The organism is Pseudoalteromonas caenipelagi, from assembly GCF_013140855.1.
In the GTDB taxonomy this organism is placed as follows: Bacteria; Pseudomonadota; Gammaproteobacteria; order Enterobacterales; family Alteromonadaceae; genus Pseudoalteromonas; species Pseudoalteromonas caenipelagi.
In genome coordinates, this window is the sequence record NZ_JABBPG010000009.1 from 75165 (window position 1) to 91214 (window position 16050).

Consider the following 16050-nt stretch of genomic DNA (forward strand, 5'->3'; position numbering starts at 1 on the left):
AAACATACGTGGATAGCAAATGATGAGGCAAGTGTACCGTGTTTTTTATTCGCCTTAAACTTGCAAAGCACATTGATTAATTTAAGATCGCACACCTAACAAGCTTTATTTGCAGGAAATTTGGTGTCTTTTTCTCCTCGTTCTATTTGTATTCTTAGGCTTTCGGCAATTGGTGACGTGTGTCATGCGGTCGCAGCTGTGCAAGCCATACAAGCAACATACCCTGACGCGTCTATCACTTGGGTGATTGGTAAAGTAGAAGCCATGTTATTGGCAGACTTGCCTGGCGTGAAATTTGTCGTGTTTGATAAAAAGCAAGGTAAGGCAGCTTATAAGACACTGAAGCAGGCTTTTAGAGGTCAAAGGTTTGATGTGCTGCTGCATATGCAAGTGGCACTTAGGGCTAACCTTGCTGCACGTTGCATTCCCGCAAAAGTGAAAATCGGCTTTGATAAAGGCCGTAGTAAAGAGCTGCATTCTTTATTTGTTAATCGCAGAATTGAGCCGCAAAGCGAGCCCCATGTACTTGAAGGGTTCCAGAACTTTGCCCGAACTATTGGCGTAACGTGTGACAAGCCTACTTGGAATATGCCTGTTACAGAACAAGACCGGCAACAAGCACACACGTTGTTAGGTAGTTTACACGAGCGAATTTTTGCGATTTCCCCCGCGGCAAGTAAAGCTGAGCGTAACTGGTTACCAGAGCGTTATGCTGCACTGGCTGATCATGCTGCAAAGCAGGGGTTTTCTGTAGTGATCACGGGGGGGCCTACGCCTTTAGAAGAAACACTGGCTGGGGATATTATCCGACATGCTCAATGTGAGATCAAAAATTTAGTGGGTAAGACGCAACTCAAAACCTTACTCTGTGTACTTGAACGCGCATCACTGGTTTTAGCGCCTGATACTGGCCCTGCTCACATGGCGGTAACGGTTGGTACGCCCGTAATTGGGTTATATGCACATTCAAACCCTGCTAGAACAGGGCCTTATTTGTATCAAGATTATGTGGTTGAGGTCTATCACCAAAATCTGTTAGAACAAAAAGGTAAAACGGCACAGCAGCTCCCTTGGGGAGTACGCGTTAAGGGCAGTGATTTAATGGCGCAGATAACCACAGAGCAAGTAATCGATATGTTTAACCATGTGGTAGAGGTTGAGAAGCTATGAGTAGCAAACAAAAAGCCATTTTTTTAGATAGAGATGGAGTTATCAATGTTGATCACGCCTATGTTCATAAAATTGAAGACTTTGAGTTTATCGATGGTGTGTTCGAGGCATGTCAGCAATTTGTTGCTATGGGCTACATTATCGTTGTGGTAACTAACCAATCTGGTATTGGGCGAGGTTATTATAACGAGCAGCAGTTTTCCAAATTGAGTGATTGGATGTGCGATGAATTCGCCAAACATCAAGTCAATATTTCCAAGGTTTATTACTGCCCTCACCACCCAGACAAAGCTCTGCCGCAGTTTAAACAAGAATGTGGGTGTCGTAAGCCAAGCCCAGGTATGTTGACTCAGGCGATTGAAGAGTTTGATATTGATGTGTCACAAAGCATCATGGTGGGAGATAAATTATCAGACATAGAAGCGGCTCGTGCGGCAGGACTCAGTAAGGCTATTTTGGTTGAGTCAGGACAAGCATTTTCCGAGGCAGTAAAAAGCCAAGCAGACCTCGTTTGCGCATCTCTAAAACAGGTGCCAAATTTGTTGTAGCTCATCTCATAACTATTTCACCTAATCGGATTGCACGGGATAATCACAGTTCGTGCAATTGCGGTTTGAACCTTTTACAATAGCGACCCAATATGATTTGCCCTGTACCCAATGCTAACGCGTTGTGTACGTAGGGACCCGTGCAAATAATGGAGACTCCAAATGAGAGCATCGGCCTTTTACAGCCAGATTCAAAATCAGCTTGAAGAAGTAAAAGCTGAAGGTTTATATAAAAGTGAGCGTATTATCACTTCTTCTCAGCAAGCTGAAATTGCAGTTTCAAGTGGCGATTCAGTGATTAACTTCTGTGCCAACAACTACTTGGGACTTGCCAATCATCCTACATTGATTGCTGCTGCCAAGCAGGGGTTAGATGCTCATGGTTTTGGTGTAGCTTCAGTTCGTTTTATTTGTGGAACACAAGATATTCATAAAACGTTAGAAGCGAAAATCAGTGAGTTTTTACAAACAGAAGACACGATCCTTTATTCTTCATGCTTTGATGCAAACGCAGGTCTTTTTGAAACAATTCTTGGCCCTGATGATGCCATTATTTCTGATGCACTAAACCACGCTTCTATTATCGATGGTGTGCGCTTATGTAAAGCTAAGCGTTTTCGCTATGCAAACAACGACATGGCTGATTTAGAAAAGCAGTTAATCGCTGCGGATGAAGCGGGTGTAAAGAACAAACTGATCGCCACTGACGGTGTCTTTTCGATGGATGGTGTGATCTGTAACTTAGAAGCGCTTTGTGACTTAGCTGATAAATACGATGCGCTAGTAATGGTTGATGATTCACATGCGGTTGGTTTTGTTGGTGAAAATGGTCGTGGTACGCCTGAGTATTGTGGTGTGATGGACCGTGTTGATATTATTACAGGTACGCTTGGTAAAGCGCTTGGTGGTGCATCTGGTGGTTATACATCGGGTAAAAAAGAAGTGATTGACTGGCTACGTCAGCGTTCTCGTCCATACTTATTCTCTAACTCTTTGGCTCCTTCAATTGTAACAGCGTCAATTGCGGTACTCGACATGCTAAAAGAGGGTAAAGCATTACGTGACACATTGTGGAGCAATGCCGCTTACTTCCGTGAAAAAATGGAAGCGGCTGGATTTACTTGTGCAGGTAAAGATCATGCCATCATTCCTGTAATGCTAGGTGATGCAAAAATTGCAGCTCAGATGGCAGACAAGTTACTTGCTGAGGGTATTTATGTTACTGGTTTCTCATTCCCTGTAGTACCTAAAGGGCAAGCAAGGATCCGTACACAAATTTCAGCTGCTCATACGCGTGAGCAGCTAGACAAAGCCATTGACGCCTTTACTCGTATTGGTAAAGAGCTAGGCATTATATAATTTCAAAGCAAGCAAAGTGCTTGCTTGTCACTGAGTAATGAGTATGAAAGCTTTATCTAAGTTAAAAGCAGAACCAGGGATATGGATGACAGATGCGCCTAAACCGGAAGTAGGGCATAACGATCTGTTAATTAAGATCCGTAAAACCGCGATTTGTGGTACAGATGTGCATATCTACAAATGGGATGAATGGGCGCAAAATACGATTCCAACGCCTATGGTTGTAGGCCATGAGTACGTTGGTGAAGTAGTCGATATGGGCCAAGAAGTGCGTGGTTTTAAAGTCGGCGACAGAGTTTCGGGCGAAGGGCATATTACGTGCGGGCATTGTCGAAACTGTCGAGCTGGGCGTGTGCATTTATGTCGTAACACCACCGGTGTTGGTGTAAATCGTGAAGGCTCATTTGCCGAATACTTAGTTATCCCCGCATTTAACGCATTCAAAATCCCAGATAATATTTCTGATGAATTAGCGTCTATTTTTGACCCATTTGGTAACGCAGTGCATACCGCTTTGTCTTTTGATTTAGTGGGCGAAGATGTTTTGATCACCGGCGCAGGTCCAATCGGAATCATGGCGGCAGCGGTTGCGAAACATGTTGGTGCGCGCCATGTGGTGATCACTGATGTGAATGACTACCGTTTAGAGCTGGCTCGCAAAATGGGCGCCACGAGAGCTGTAAATGTTGCTAACGAAAAGCTTGAAGATACCATGAAAGAGCTGGGTATGACCGAAGGCTTCGATATTGGCCTAGAAATGTCTGGCGTACCTGTAGCATTCAACAGCATGCTGAATAACATGAACCATGGTGGTAAAATTGCCATGCTAGGTATTCCACCGTCAGACATGGCCGTTGACTGGAACCAAGTTATTTTCAAAGGGCTTGTGATCAAAGGTATTTATGGTCGAGAAATGTTCGAAACTTGGTACAAAATGGCAAGCTTAATCCAATCAGGTCTCAATCTAGAGCCAATTATCACCCACCAATTCCATATTGATGAGTTCCAAAAGGGCTTTGATACTATGATTTCTGGTCAATCGGGGAAAGTGATCTTAAACTGGGATTAGCCCCCGCAGTGGTAAATTCTTTTAGGGCGGCGTAGGTCGCCCTTTTATTATAAGAGTAGTATTTTATGTCAATGAAACATATCTCTGTTGCGCAAACTAAAGAGCTATTAGGGCGTGATGATGTAGTGATAGCTGATATTCGTGATGAAAATAGTTTTGCGCAGGGACATATCCCAGGTTCAGAGCATCTATCTAATGCCAATATCGCACACTTTATGCAGGAAAAAGAATTCGATCAGCCAATTATTGTGGTTTGTTATCATGGTATTAGCTCACAGGGTGCGGCAAATTATTTAATTGAGCAGGGATTTGAAGATGTTTACAGTATGGATGGCGGCTTCACACAGTGGGCATCTGAATTACCGGATCAAGTAAATAGATGATTTTATTGGGTACTTTTAATAATCCTCGCGCCGTTCAAGGTGCTGCGGATTATTTTAAAACACAAGGTGTACCAGTGCGCTTGCGCTCTGATGATGGTACACAGGTAGAGGTTTGGGTGCCCAACGAGTTTAAAGCTAAAGCAAGCTTACTTTGGCAAGAATTTTTAGCAAATCCTGATCATGATAGATATTTAGCCGCATCATGGCAAAGCGGTGAGGCAAAGTCTCCACTGAGTTATGCATCAAACGACTTAAATTTAGTGCAACGTTTTATGTCATTACATTGGTTTTTAAAGCTTATTTTTATTCTATGTATGGGTGTATTTGTCAGTTTTTATTTATTTGATGCAAACACGATTTTTAGCCACTTACAGTTTAAAGCACACGATCCGGGCAGCTGGTTTACACCGGTACTGTTACACTTTGGTGCTTTACACTTAGTATTTAATCTAAGTTGGTGGTTACATTTAGGTAATCAGATAGTGAGTCGCTCGGGGGCTATTTACATTTATATGCTGTTTGTTTTGAGTGCCTTAGTGAGTAATTGGGCACAGTTTATTATGGTTGACAGTCGCTTTGGTGGGCTCAGTGGTGTTGTGTATGCGCTATTGGGTTATGCTTGGGTGTTTGGTGCTAAAAACCCATCACAGCCAGCAATAGTGAGTAAGGGCGTTGTTGGCTTTATGCTGTTATGGATGATATTTGGGTTTACCGATATGTTTTTTATTAGTATGGCAAACTGGGCTCATCTATTTGGGTTGCTCACAGGTATGGTCGTTGCGTTGTTGCAACCAAGCAAGCAAATCAGTGATACAGGTATTTAGTAAACAAGACGTCGCGAATAATTTCTTCTCCTGTTTCTTCTTTCAAAAGGTTTTTTAGTTTATCAGCGCAGCGGCGTCTAATTTCTTCTCGACCTGTTAAAGACTTTATGGTTTCTTCTGGCTCTTTACTTAAAATTTGTACGATAGCATCTCTTAACAGTGGGGTATGATGCTCCACAACACTAATGTTACCAACGTCTTCTAGCATCAAATCAACAGTCACGCGAACATAACCTAGCTTCTTATTTGATTGGCCAATGTAGTTTGTAATGATGTCTGGTTCAAAACCAAAGTAGCCTACATTAGATTCTGAGCGTGCCCCAAAACTTGCAATAACGAGTACAGCAACCGCAAATAAGTAGTATGGTTTGTTCATAACAATTTGAAATCCCGTTGGTTCAAAAGTGAAACTGGCAATGCTAAGTGTATACTTAAATTGCATTATTTTACACATTTGTGATGTATATCTTATTAAAATATCAGCAAACTTTTTTGAAGCAGTGGGTAGTGCTATGATACGGGGGTATTTTTCAAAAATCAGATAGAGTTTTTTTGATGGCACCTTTTTCCATTGATTTTGAGTGGCAATCTGCACCAGAGTATTCTCATTTATTAAGCGACGACGCTGCAATTATTTTAGACAGTGGTTCACTGACATCTTGTTTAAAAAAGCAAAGTACGGATTTCAGAGTAGATGTATTGCAAGAACAATGGATCGCAGCAACGCAAGAACATCAAAGGCTTTTAGGGCAATATTGTACTCAACTCCAATGTCGAGAAGTATTGCTAGTATGTGATGATGTTGCGAGAGTTTATGCACAAAGCTGGATCAATACGCAAGCTGCAGATTTAGGGGTCCGTCAATTAGGTAATAAACCCTTAGGCGAAGTTTTGTTTCAAGATAAATCATGGCAACGCTCAGCGCTTGAAGTTGCACAAATAGATTACCCAAACGCACTTGCGCCGTTGTTAAAAGATTTACAATTATCTGAGCAGCGATTGTATGCAAGACGTCGAGTCTTTACACACCAAGATGCAAAAATAATGGTCTGTGAAGTATTTTTACCGAAGGTCAGCTATGCAACTCAATTCGCTTCATAAATCGAATATTCCCTCGTATTTACGCTTGATGCGTACAGACAGGCCAATAGGCACATTGTTATTGCTATGGCCAACTTATTGGGCGCTATGGTTGGCCAACTCAGGTATCCCGCCTATTGAACTACTTGTTATTTTCAGTTGTGGTGTATTTGTTATGCGCAGTGCTGGTTGCGTGATTAATGACTTTGCAGATAGAAAAGTAGATGGTGCTGTAAAGCGCACTGCACAACGTCCATTAGCAATTGGTGAAGTAAAACCCGGGGAAGCATTGAGCTTATTTTGTTTACTTATTAGCTTAGCTTTTGCGCTCGTACTCATGCTTAACTGGCAGACTATATTATTGTCTGTAGTGGCATTATTGTTAGCTGCATGTTACCCATTTATGAAACGCTATACGCACTTGCCCCAAGTTGTGTTAGGTATGGCATATAGTTTTTCTATTCCCATGGCCTTTATGGCTAGTATGGATGCTGTGCCTGTATACGCATGGCTTATGTTTATTGCCAACGTATTATGGACGGTTGCCTACGATACGATGTATGCCATGGTAGATAGAGATGATGACTTGAAAATAGGCGTTAAATCCACGGCAATTCTATTTGGTAAGTACGATAGACATTGGATCGTTATATTAAATAGTGCCTTCATTGCAATTATGGCGCTTATTGGAATAAATCAGAACATGCATTGGCCTTACTTCTTAGGGCTAGCTTTTGCATTATTGCTGTTGTCTTTGCTTCAGGTATCAATACATAAAAGGGATAGAGATAATTGCTTTAAAGCCTTTTTAAGTAACAATAGAGTTGGCTTAGTTATTTTCATTGGGGTTGCTTGTAGCTATCTCATATAAAAAAATTCATAAAAAAGGTGCGGGTAGCACCTTTTTTATGCACAGAAATAATCACACTTTTGAAGTGTAGGCTTTGGCCTTCGCTGATGTTTCAATCAAACTGAGTAAGTGTTTGATATGACTGTCACGGCTGACATGGTGGTTGGTTTGAACAACTAATTGCTCATGGTTGATGTCTTTATTGGTTTTTAAAATCACCAAACTAGGGTCTTGCGCGATGGTGTTAGCGTGCTCGATGCTGGCAATAGCAAAATGATTTGACTGCTTTAGGCCATCCATTACCTGATCGATGTTACCTATTTTCATACTACTGCTTTTGTTTAGCCCCTCTACTGCTTCATTTAGCATTGACTGCACTTGCTTAGACTGCGAAAAACAACCATACATAGGGTAATCATATAGTTCTTCTTTGCGAAGGGAATCTCTGCTGGCAAGAGGGTGGTGTTTAGCCACAAAAAGTATAAGTTGGTCAGGAAGGTAGATATCGCTAACCACGTTACTCGCTGATTGTAAGTAAACACTGATATCAATTTCGCCAAGTTGCAGCTTACGAGTTAACTCATGCTCATCTTGCAATTGCATCTCAATTTTAATATTGGGGTAATCAGCAAGAAACTGACCACAGGACATAGGCACAATTGAGCTGGCTTCACTGGTGTAGCCAATCACTAGCTTTTGCTGATCTCGACCAAATAAACTTTGCTTGATAGTTTTCTTGGTTAGCTCAAGCTCTGACAGTGTTGTTTTACAATAACTCAAAAACATCTCACCTTGTTCAGTGAGCCTAACAGAGCGTGTTGAACGCTTAACAAGTTCGCAACCAATTTCATCTTCCAAAGTTTGAATACTTCTGGTCAAAGCTGAGGTGCTTATTTGTGTTTGTTCCGCAGCTTGTCTGAAATGACGCAAATTGCCTAAGGCGACAAACTGTTCTAGTTGTTCAAATCTCATTCGAAATTCCTTTTAATTTCTACTTATCACATAAAATTAATGTGTTTTCCTAATACTAATACAAGTATCAGAAGATTGAAAGTGAATATTTTACATTTTGCTTACAAAACTTAATCAGGGTAACTGTCTCTAATTGCGATAAACTGATCTAAGTTGTTTATAAATAAATCAACGAGTTTAGGATCAAATTGCTTCCCCTTCTCAGATTCTATCAGCGCTAGTACTTTTTCTAAAGGCCAAGCAGGCTTGTAACATCTATCACTGCCTAATGCATCAAAGACATCAGCCAGCGCGGTTATCCGACCGACTATATCTATTTTCTCACCTTTTAGACCTCTAGGGTACCCAGTACCATCCCATTTTTCATGGTGTTGATGCGCTATTGTAGCGCCACATTGCAATATTTCGTTAGAAGAATGTTGTAAAATTTCGTAACCAGTTTGTGCGTGGGTCATCATTATTGCCCATTCGCTTTCAGTGAGCTTATCAGGTTTATTTAAAATGTTATCAGGAATGCTGATTTTTCCAATGTCATGTAACGGTGATGCGAGCTTTATTATTTCTGCACGGTAGTCTGAAAGCCCATATAGCTGGGCTAGGAGCATGCTGTAATGCGCAACGCGTTTAACATGAGAGCCAGTTTCTTTTGAGCGACGCTCTACAGCTTCACCAAGTATGTATGACAATTCTTTTTGCGAATCTTTCACTGTTTCTCGTAACTTAATATTGTCATACGCGAGGGCAATATTATTAGCAAAAAACTCCAATAATTGTCTGTCCGTACTCTTCATTTTTGAGTCTTTTCCGACATAAAGCATGGTTTCTCCCCCTCCAGCGGAAGGGAAATAGCCTACATATTCAGTTTCAGTGGATCGTGATGCCTTTAAGTTATGAGATTCTATAAAAAGTGCTTTAACATGTTCAGGTATCGAAGAAGACCTAGGCTCAATACCCAGACCAGATGCTGCCAGCAGTCTGAATTTTGCACCTGAATCGTTAGCATTATTAGTTGCCGCTGCACAATAAATATCATTGTCATTTAAGCCCATCACATTTGAGACATGCTCCAAAATTGTTGAAGCAAATTCACGAACACTGTTGCACTGCAAAAAAGATGAAGAAGCATTTATGATTTGCTCCAACCCTCTTTTGTGTCGTTCAATCGTTTGAATATCTCGATGCGCACGTAGGGCGGAATAGAGTAATGTTTTGAGTTTTACGGCGGTCAGTTCGGTTTTGTTTTTATAGTCATTAATATCATAATCTCTTATGACTGACTCTTCAGGGGCTTCACCTGGTTGGCCTGTGCGCAAAATGAGTCGTACGTCATGATTTTCTAATACGTTCCTGATGTACTTAATCAGATCTAGGCCCGCATGGTTTGTTTCCATAACAACGTCAACTAGGCCAACGGATATTAGTTCTTCTCTTTCGAGAATTTCTTTTGCTTGTTTGGCAGAGTAAGCATGATGAAAACGCAGCGGTTTTTTTTCAAACTCAAAGCCTGATAGCACTAACTTGGTTACTTGATGGATATCTTCTTCATCGTCAACTATTAAGATATCCCAATACTCTGAAGCAAGGTTTGGGTTATTTGGCTCTTCTATTAATTCATCAGAGAAAAGAAAACTGCTCACTCGCCGCCCCTTTAATGATTATTCACCTTGTCAGTATAGTCATTAATGTGAGGGGCTGCTTAATCATGAAGTTGGCTTTTTCTCAATATTTTGCAATTCTATTTCTATTGCATCACAAGAAATATGGATCTCATACAAAGAGATAATCAAAGAGATTATTAAGCAGCATAAGCTGGCCCCAAACAAAATAACGCCGGTCAAAGCAATTTCGATAAATAGGGCAAACATTGACAGTGTGCATAGCAAAAAGGCAACAACGCCCCAAACTTGCATAAAGCGTATTAATTTGATGCGCTTGCGTAAGTTATTAATTTGAGCACGAACGAGGGGTCGAATGCTTTCTCCTTCTCGCGCATTTAGCTCTCTGATAAGTTGAGCTAATACCAAAAAGCGATTGGTGTAGGCCAATAGAAGTAAAGAAATAGCAGGAAAAAGGAGTCCAGGAGTGGTTAATGTCATTTTTATCTCTTTAATAATCGCGGAACAATTTTATTATGACAGATAATAGCTTTAAGTGGCGATGTGTATTTACCACTGAAAACTTGCTAGAAGCACATATTGTGCAAGGCTTGTTATCACAGGCAAAGATTGAAACGCGCATTAGTGGTGAGCCTTTAGTGGGTGGCATCGGCGAAATCCCAGCAGATCAAGCAACACTGAGTTTACTCGTTTACGAGATAAAAGAGCGCGCTGCGCAAAAAATATTGGTAGACTACGCGCAACAGCAAACCAGCTCAGACTGGCGTTGCAATAATTGCAGAGAACTCAATGGACCAGCCTTTCAATATTGCTGGCAATGTGGAAAACATAATGACAAAAGCGAATAACTTTCAGAGAATTAGAGAGCTTAACTACTTACAGCAGGCAGTATTGGCCGCCGCGATTATTGAAAGAATGCTGCCTAACTATGGGCTGTTTAGCGAAGCTGCCCAGTTTGGCGATGAGTCGGCGTTGCGAAATGCGCTAAATGTATGTTGGGAAAAGATACTACTGCCAAAAAGCAAAATTAGCTTTGAAAAGCAAATCGAAAAGGTTGAGCCAAATGTTCCTGAGTTATCGCAATTTGATATGTTTGGTACTTACCTTGCTATTGATGCAGCAACTGCATTGTTGGGATTGATGAACGGCTTAATGACAAAAGACGAACAAGAGTTTGTTAGTATCGCTAAAATATCACAGGCAACGGTTGCGCGTTATGTCGAGTTTTTATTAGAAAATGAAGATATTGAGCCGGATAATAAAGCCGTCAGAGAACATCCTTTGATGCAATACGAAATAGAAGTGCTGTCAGAGCTTATCGACTTTGTTGAAAATATGGGACGAATTGAAGCTGATAATGTAAAAGCGCTCAAACAACAGGCATTGGCTGATGGTCAAACCAATATAGGTATAGCAATTTAGCTGGATAACGGGCTTTTACTTGCCCAATAAAAGCCACTAAAGGTAAAATACCCGCCTTTTATATCATCCATCTTGGGAGTGAGTGCGTGCGAATTTTGGGCATAGAATCATCGTGTGATGAAACTGGTATTGCTATTTATGACGATGAGCAAGGCTTATTGGCTCATCAGCTGTATAGCCAAGTCAAAGTACATGCCGATTACGGTGGTGTAGTGCCTGAGCTGGCATCTCGCGATCATGTACGCAAAACGATTCCGTTGATTGAAGCGGCATTTGAGCAAGCTGGATGTGGTCCTGAATCACTGGATGGCGTTGCCTATACTGCAGGGCCTGGACTTGTTGGTGCTTTGTTAGTGGGGACCTCAATCGGCCGTTCATTGGCTTTTGGCTGGAATATTCCTGCGGTTGCAGTTCATCATATGGAAGGTCATTTGTTGGCGCCTATGCTTGAAGATGAGCGTCCTGACTTTCCTTTTATCGCGCTGCTGGTGTCGGGTGGCCATACTATGATGGTTAAAGTAGAGGGCATTGGCGAATACGAAGTCTTGGGTGAGTCGGTAGATGATGCCGCCGGTGAAGCGTTTGATAAAACGGCCAAACTGCTGGGGCTCGATTATCCTGGAGGCCCGCTGCTTGCAAAAATGGCACAGCAGGGTGTTGCTGAACGTTTTGTGTTTCCAAGGCCAATGACGGACAGACCTGGCTTAGATTTTAGTTTTAGTGGTTTAAAAACGGCTGCCGCCAATACGATTCGCTCAGCGGGTGATGATATGCAAACAAAAGCGGATATCGCCCACGCTTTCCAAACTGCTGTAATCGATACATTAGCGATTAAGTGTAAACGTGCTTTAAAGCAAACCAACATAAAGCGTTTGGTGATTGCCGGCGGTGTCAGTGCTAACGTGGAATTACGCGCTAAACTTGAACGTGTCATGCAAGGTATGCAGGGCAAAGTGTATTATCCTCGTACGGAATTTTGCACAGATAATGGCGCGATGATCGCATTTGCAGGAATGCAACGTTTAAAAGCTAAGCAATACGCCCCACTTGATATGAAAACCCAGCCACGTTGGCCTTTGGATAGTCTGAAACCAATCTAAGGTTTTTTATCACCTACTTTTGGCTCTTTACCTTTAAGGAGCCTTTTAATATTTTCTCTATGGCGAAAAATAATCAGCACAGTTAAAAAGCTAACGGGTAACGTATAAATCGGCTTTATCCACCAAGTATACAACGGTGCAAGGCTAACCGCTGTAATCGCGGCCAATGATGAGTAGCGTGTTAGCCATAGCACGAATAACCATGTGCTAATTAATAATCCACCTAATGACAACCCAATAGGAAGTAATGCGCCAAATGCGGTCGCCACGGCTTTACCACCATTAAAATGGAAGAAAATAGGGTAGATATGTCCTAAACAGGCAGCTACAGCAACGGCACCGAGCCAAATGGGCTCTATTTGTAAAAAATAAGCACCCCAGACAGGTATTGTGCCTTTTAGAATATCGAACACTAATACTAAGATTGCAGGTAATTTACCGCCTAGACGAAGCACATTAGTAGCGCCTGGATTTTGCGAACCAGAAAAGCGGGGATCAGGTAAAGCAAAGACCCGACAGACTAGAACAGCTGAAGAGATTGAGCCTATTAAGTATGCGCAGACACAGATTAAACTAACTAACACGTGTTTCCTTATTTTGTCTTGTGGCGTTTTCGGCTATGATCGGCGTTTCGATGCCGACTGTAGTTCGCAACCTGCAGTCATCAGAGCAGTGTTTAGTAACCAGTGGAGTATCAATGGATAAGGTTTATATATCACAACTACACGTCGAAACTATAATAGGAGTTTACGACTTTGAAAAGGAAAGTAAACAAAGCTTGTATTTTGACATTGATATGTTGACCGACATTTCGGCTGCTGCACAAACTGACGATATCAACTTAGCGGTTGATTATGCAAAAGTCAGTGAACGCGTTATTGAGCATACGACGGCCAAACCGGTTGAACTGTTAGAGACGCTGTTAGAGCAGCTTGCTGCGATGATCCTTGGTGAATTTAATGTTGAACAAGTGACCATTAGAGTCAGCAAACCAGCCGCGGTTCAACAGGCGCGTACCGTAGGTGTAGAGATAACAAGAGCGAAACACTAGTTATGGCGCAAATATACATTAGTCTAGGCTCAAATGTTAATCGCGAGCACAATTTAAGAGCCGGCTTAACTGCACTTATTAAGTACTTTCCAAATTATCAACATTCAAGTGTCTATGAAAGCGAAGCTGTAGGGTTTAATGGCAGCAACTTTTATAATTCGGTGCTGGGTGCAACAACACAAATGCCACTTCAAGAGGTGTGCCATTTGCTAAAACAAATAGAGCTTGAAAATGGCCGCACTCGCAATGATAAAAAGTTTAGCCCGCGCACGCTAGATTTAGATTTATTGTTTTATGACGATGTTATATGCGAACAACCAGCGCAGTTGCCAAGAGATGAAATCACAAAAAATGCGTTTGTGCTGCAGCCTTTGGCGGAAATAGCCCCAAGTTTTATTCATCCTGTTAGTCAACAAAGCATAGCTAGTATTTGGCAAGCTTATAACAACCCTCAACAAAAACTATGGAAAGTGGAGCTGTCTTTACTATGAGTATTATTGAAGTGATCCTTCTGGCGTTGGTACAAGGGTTAACTGAGTTTTTACCAATCTCTAGCTCGGCGCATTTAATTTTGCCTTCTCAAGTGTTGGGATGGGTTGACCAAGGCACCGCGTTTGATGTGGCGGTGCACGTTGGTACTTTATTGGCCGTGGTTATTTATTTTCGTAAGGAAGTCGGAGATATCCTTGGTGCGTGGTTCAAGTCGTTTGGTCAACAAGGTAAAACAGATGATAGTCAATTGGGGTGGTGGATAATCATCGCGACTTTACCGTCGTTGATAATCGGTTATTTAGTCAAAGATTATGTGGAAGTGTATTCTCGTAATGCTTGGATCATTGCAACCACCACTGTGGTGTTTGGTCTATTACTTTGGTATGCAGATGCAAAAGCAAAACAAATAAAAACGATTTATCAAATTAATTGGCTTAGTGCGTTATTAATTGGACTATCGCAGGTTGTCGCGATGGTTTTTCCCGGCACCTCGCGTTCGGGGATCACTATGACGGTAGGATTATTACTTGGCTTAAACAAACAAAGCGCAGCACGTTTTTCATTTTTAATGTCTATCCCAGTGATTGCCGCAGCGGGCTCTTATTATATCTATAAGTTGGTAAGCACTGGGGAAGTTATAAATTGGAATGCTATTCTATTAGGAACCGCGTTATCTTTTATTGCCGCATATGCTTGCATTCACTTTTTCTTAAAGGTAATTGAGCGTATGGGTATGTTTCCTTTCGTTGTCTATCGATTATTACTCGGTGCGGCACTTTTTACTTTTTTACTTTGGTAATGTGATCACAACGAGGTACAACCTTATTGGTTGTACCTCGTTGTTTTATCTTCCCTCGTTGAAATCATTTTGGTTTGCAAAATTCTCACAGGTTAGACTGGCACCAACATGCTGCATGAAATAGCACTTAAAGTGCATTTTCAAGAGCTTTTAAACGTGCTTGACTCAATTGTTCTTTAATCTGAGCCCCTTTATAGCCTTGTGCAATAATACTTTGCACATCAACTTCTATGGCTTGCTGTGTCGAATTTCTGACTTTAGTAATACGTGCTAATTGGTCTGGTGCATGTGCTAGTGCAGTTTGGCAAAATACCTCAAAACGCGCTGGCCTACGCCATACATCAAGTGCGTTAAGTAACTTTAAAACACTTTCAGCGCACAGTGTCTCTTCGCGTAGTAAGCTCTGATAATGACAAAAATCTCTGGCACACTGGGCGTATGTATTTGGCACCTTTAAGGTTTGCTCAATGTTCTGTAAGTCTTCTAATTGGCATGGCGCTAGCCATAAACAAAACTGCACGAGCTTAAAATTCGGGCTGTCTTTTTGTAGTTGGCTGACTTTTTCTGTCAGTGAGTTACTTTGTGAACTAGTCCACGTTTTGAACATCGGAAATACCAACTCAAGCGCGTCAATTTGCTCTAATACATCACAAAAAATTGCTATACAGCCATCACTCAAGCATTTTTCTACTTCCATCCAAACGCGCTCTTTGGTTAAGGTTGCAAGTTCACCTTGTCTTACCATCTCAGCCATTAGTTGACGTGTTTCTGGTGCAATAGTAAAACCTAAGTAATGATAGCGAGCGGCAAATCGAGCGACTCGTAAAATGCGCAAAGGGTCTTCGCTAAAGGCGGGGCCGACATGTCTAAGTATTCTGTTTGCGATATCTTTTTGGCCGTTAAAAGGGTCGACTAACTGACCATTTTCATTTTTAGCGATGGCATTAACGGTGAGATCTCGACGATATAAATCTTGCTCTAGGGTAATATCAGGCGAAAAGTCGCAAATGAAGCCCCCATAGCCTTGTCCTTGCTTTCGCTCGGTTCTGGCTAAAGCATATTCAGCTTTGCTCTTGGGATGTAAAAAGACTGGAAAGTCTTTGCCAACTTGGGTGTAACCTAGGGAAAGCATTTGCTCAATGGTAGCCCCTACAACCACATAATCTTCATCAATGATTGGGCGATTGAGTAATTCATCTCTTACAGCACCGCCAACTAAATACACTTGCATAGTGTCCTCAACAAAACAATTTGCGCAAAATTAGAAACAAGGTTTTAACTTATTGTGTTTTTTTGCCATTATAGGCACCATCAT

At 41.6% G+C, this 16050-nt stretch carries 20 protein-coding genes; 14 read left to right on the forward strand and 6 right to left on the reverse strand.

What is annotated here, in order from left to right; all coding sequences use genetic code 11:
• Positions 1-120: 120 nt before the first annotated feature.
• From HG263_RS17765 to glpG, 6 genes are all read left to right on the forward strand, one after another.
• Positions 121-1170 (forward strand): glycosyltransferase family 9 protein, encoded by a 1050-nt coding sequence (locus tag HG263_RS17765; protein WP_216628494.1) that lies wholly within the window; start codon positions 121-123, stop codon positions 1168-1170.
• Positions 1167-1718: a D-glycero-beta-D-manno-heptose 1,7-bisphosphate 7-phosphatase gene (gene gmhB / locus HG263_RS17770; protein WP_171627436.1), complete on the forward strand. Its 552-nt coding sequence runs from the start codon at positions 1167-1169 to the stop codon at positions 1716-1718. The genes HG263_RS17765 and gmhB overlap by 4 nt, the downstream gene beginning before the upstream one ends.
• A gap of 162 nt (positions 1719-1880) precedes the next feature.
• Positions 1881-3077 carry a glycine C-acetyltransferase gene (locus tag HG263_RS17775; RefSeq protein WP_171627437.1) on the forward strand — a complete coding sequence of 399 codons (1197 nt, stop codon included), beginning with the start codon at positions 1881-1883 and terminating at the stop codon, positions 3075-3077.
• Positions 3078-3120: 43 nt separating this feature from the next.
• Complete coding sequence (gene tdh / locus HG263_RS17780; RefSeq protein ID WP_171627438.1) at positions 3121-4146, forward strand: L-threonine 3-dehydrogenase; 1026 nt, start codon at positions 3121-3123, stop codon at positions 4144-4146.
• Between the two features lie 65 nt (positions 4147-4211).
• Complete coding sequence (gene glpE, locus HG263_RS17785) at positions 4212-4529, forward strand: thiosulfate sulfurtransferase GlpE (protein ID WP_171627439.1); 318 nt, start codon at positions 4212-4214, stop codon at positions 4527-4529.
• Complete coding sequence (gene glpG, locus HG263_RS17790; protein ID WP_171627440.1) at positions 4526-5353, forward strand: rhomboid family intramembrane serine protease GlpG; 828 nt, start codon at positions 4526-4528, stop codon at positions 5351-5353. Before glpE ends, glpG begins: the two co-directional genes overlap by 4 nt.
• Here the strand turns inward: glpG and HG263_RS17795 are convergent.
• On the reverse strand, positions 5334-5729 hold the full coding sequence (locus tag HG263_RS17795; protein WP_171627535.1) for a flagellar basal body-associated protein FliL: 396 nt from the start codon (positions 5727-5729) through the stop codon (positions 5334-5336). The two genes, glpG and HG263_RS17795, sit on opposite strands and share 20 nt — an antisense overlap.
• A 179-nt stretch (positions 5730-5908) precedes the next feature.
• On the opposite strand from HG263_RS17795, the gene HG263_RS17800 reads away from it, so the two are divergent.
• Together HG263_RS17800 and ubiA are read left to right on the forward strand one after the other, a co-directional pair.
• Entirely contained in the window at positions 5909-6454 is a 546-nt protein-coding gene (locus HG263_RS17800) for a chorismate--pyruvate lyase family protein (protein WP_171627441.1), read from the forward strand.
• Positions 6432-7304, forward strand: coding sequence for a 4-hydroxybenzoate octaprenyltransferase (gene ubiA, locus HG263_RS17805; protein ID WP_171627442.1), 873 nt, complete (start codon positions 6432-6434; stop codon positions 7302-7304). Before HG263_RS17800 ends, ubiA begins: the two co-directional genes overlap by 23 nt.
• A 51-nt stretch (positions 7305-7355) precedes the next feature.
• On the opposite strand, the gene HG263_RS17810 is transcribed toward ubiA, so the two are convergent.
• The 3 genes from HG263_RS17810 to HG263_RS17820 form a co-directional block, all read right to left on the reverse strand.
• The gene (locus HG263_RS17810) at positions 7356-8255 is read right to left on the reverse strand and encodes a LysR family transcriptional regulator (protein ID WP_171627443.1); all 900 of its coding nucleotides are present in this window, start codon (positions 8253-8255) and stop codon (positions 7356-7358) included.
• A 110-nt stretch (positions 8256-8365) separates the two neighbouring features.
• Complete coding sequence (locus HG263_RS17815; RefSeq protein WP_171627444.1) at positions 8366-9892, reverse strand: DUF3369 domain-containing protein; 1527 nt, start codon at positions 9890-9892, stop codon at positions 8366-8368.
• A 63-nt stretch (positions 9893-9955) separates the two neighbouring features.
• Positions 9956-10351, reverse strand: coding sequence for a DUF2721 domain-containing protein (locus HG263_RS17820; RefSeq protein WP_171627445.1), 396 nt, complete (start codon positions 10349-10351; stop codon positions 9956-9958).
• Positions 10352-10386: 35 nt separating this feature from the next.
• Here HG263_RS17820 and HG263_RS17825 point away from each other — a divergent pair, with 35 nt between their 5' ends.
• From HG263_RS17825 to tsaD, 3 genes are all read left to right on the forward strand, one after another.
• Entirely contained in the window at positions 10387-10719 is a 333-nt protein-coding gene (locus HG263_RS17825; RefSeq protein ID WP_171627446.1) for a putative signal transducing protein, read from the forward strand.
• Positions 10703-11293, forward strand: coding sequence for a YjaG family protein (locus tag HG263_RS17830; RefSeq protein ID WP_171627447.1), 591 nt, complete (start codon positions 10703-10705; stop codon positions 11291-11293). The genes HG263_RS17825 and HG263_RS17830 overlap by 17 nt, the downstream gene beginning before the upstream one ends.
• 86 nt (positions 11294-11379) lie before the next feature.
• Entirely contained in the window at positions 11380-12393 is a 1014-nt protein-coding gene (tsaD, locus tag HG263_RS17835) for a tRNA (adenosine(37)-N6)-threonylcarbamoyltransferase complex transferase subunit TsaD (protein WP_171627448.1), read from the forward strand.
• Here the strand turns inward: tsaD and plsY are convergent.
• Positions 12390-12977, reverse strand: a complete 588-nt coding sequence (gene plsY, locus HG263_RS17840) for a glycerol-3-phosphate 1-O-acyltransferase PlsY (RefSeq protein WP_171627449.1) — start codon at positions 12975-12977, stop codon at positions 12390-12392. The two genes, tsaD and plsY, sit on opposite strands and share 4 nt — an antisense overlap.
• 113 nt (positions 12978-13090) lie before the next feature.
• Between plsY and folB the strand changes: the two genes are divergently transcribed.
• From folB to HG263_RS17855, 3 genes are read left to right on the forward strand one after another with little or no spacing between them, the layout of a single operon-like run.
• Positions 13091-13444 carry a dihydroneopterin aldolase gene (gene folB / locus HG263_RS17845; RefSeq protein ID WP_171627450.1) on the forward strand — a complete coding sequence of 118 codons (354 nt, stop codon included), beginning with the start codon at positions 13091-13093 and terminating at the stop codon, positions 13442-13444.
• Between the two features lie 2 nt (positions 13445-13446).
• The gene (gene folK, locus HG263_RS17850) at positions 13447-13935 is read left to right on the forward strand and encodes a 2-amino-4-hydroxy-6-hydroxymethyldihydropteridine diphosphokinase (RefSeq protein ID WP_171627451.1); all 489 of its coding nucleotides are present in this window, start codon (positions 13447-13449) and stop codon (positions 13933-13935) included.
• Positions 13932-14735, forward strand: coding sequence for an undecaprenyl-diphosphate phosphatase (locus HG263_RS17855; protein ID WP_171627452.1), 804 nt, complete (start codon positions 13932-13934; stop codon positions 14733-14735). Before folK ends, HG263_RS17855 begins: the two co-directional genes overlap by 4 nt.
• A 127-nt stretch (positions 14736-14862) precedes the next feature.
• Here the strand turns inward: HG263_RS17855 and HG263_RS17860 are convergent, their stop codons facing one another.
• Positions 14863-15966: a tRNA nucleotidyltransferase/poly(A) polymerase-related protein gene (locus HG263_RS17860; RefSeq protein WP_171627453.1), complete on the reverse strand. Its 1104-nt coding sequence runs from the start codon at positions 15964-15966 to the stop codon at positions 14863-14865.
• Positions 15967-16050 lie beyond the last annotated feature (84 nt).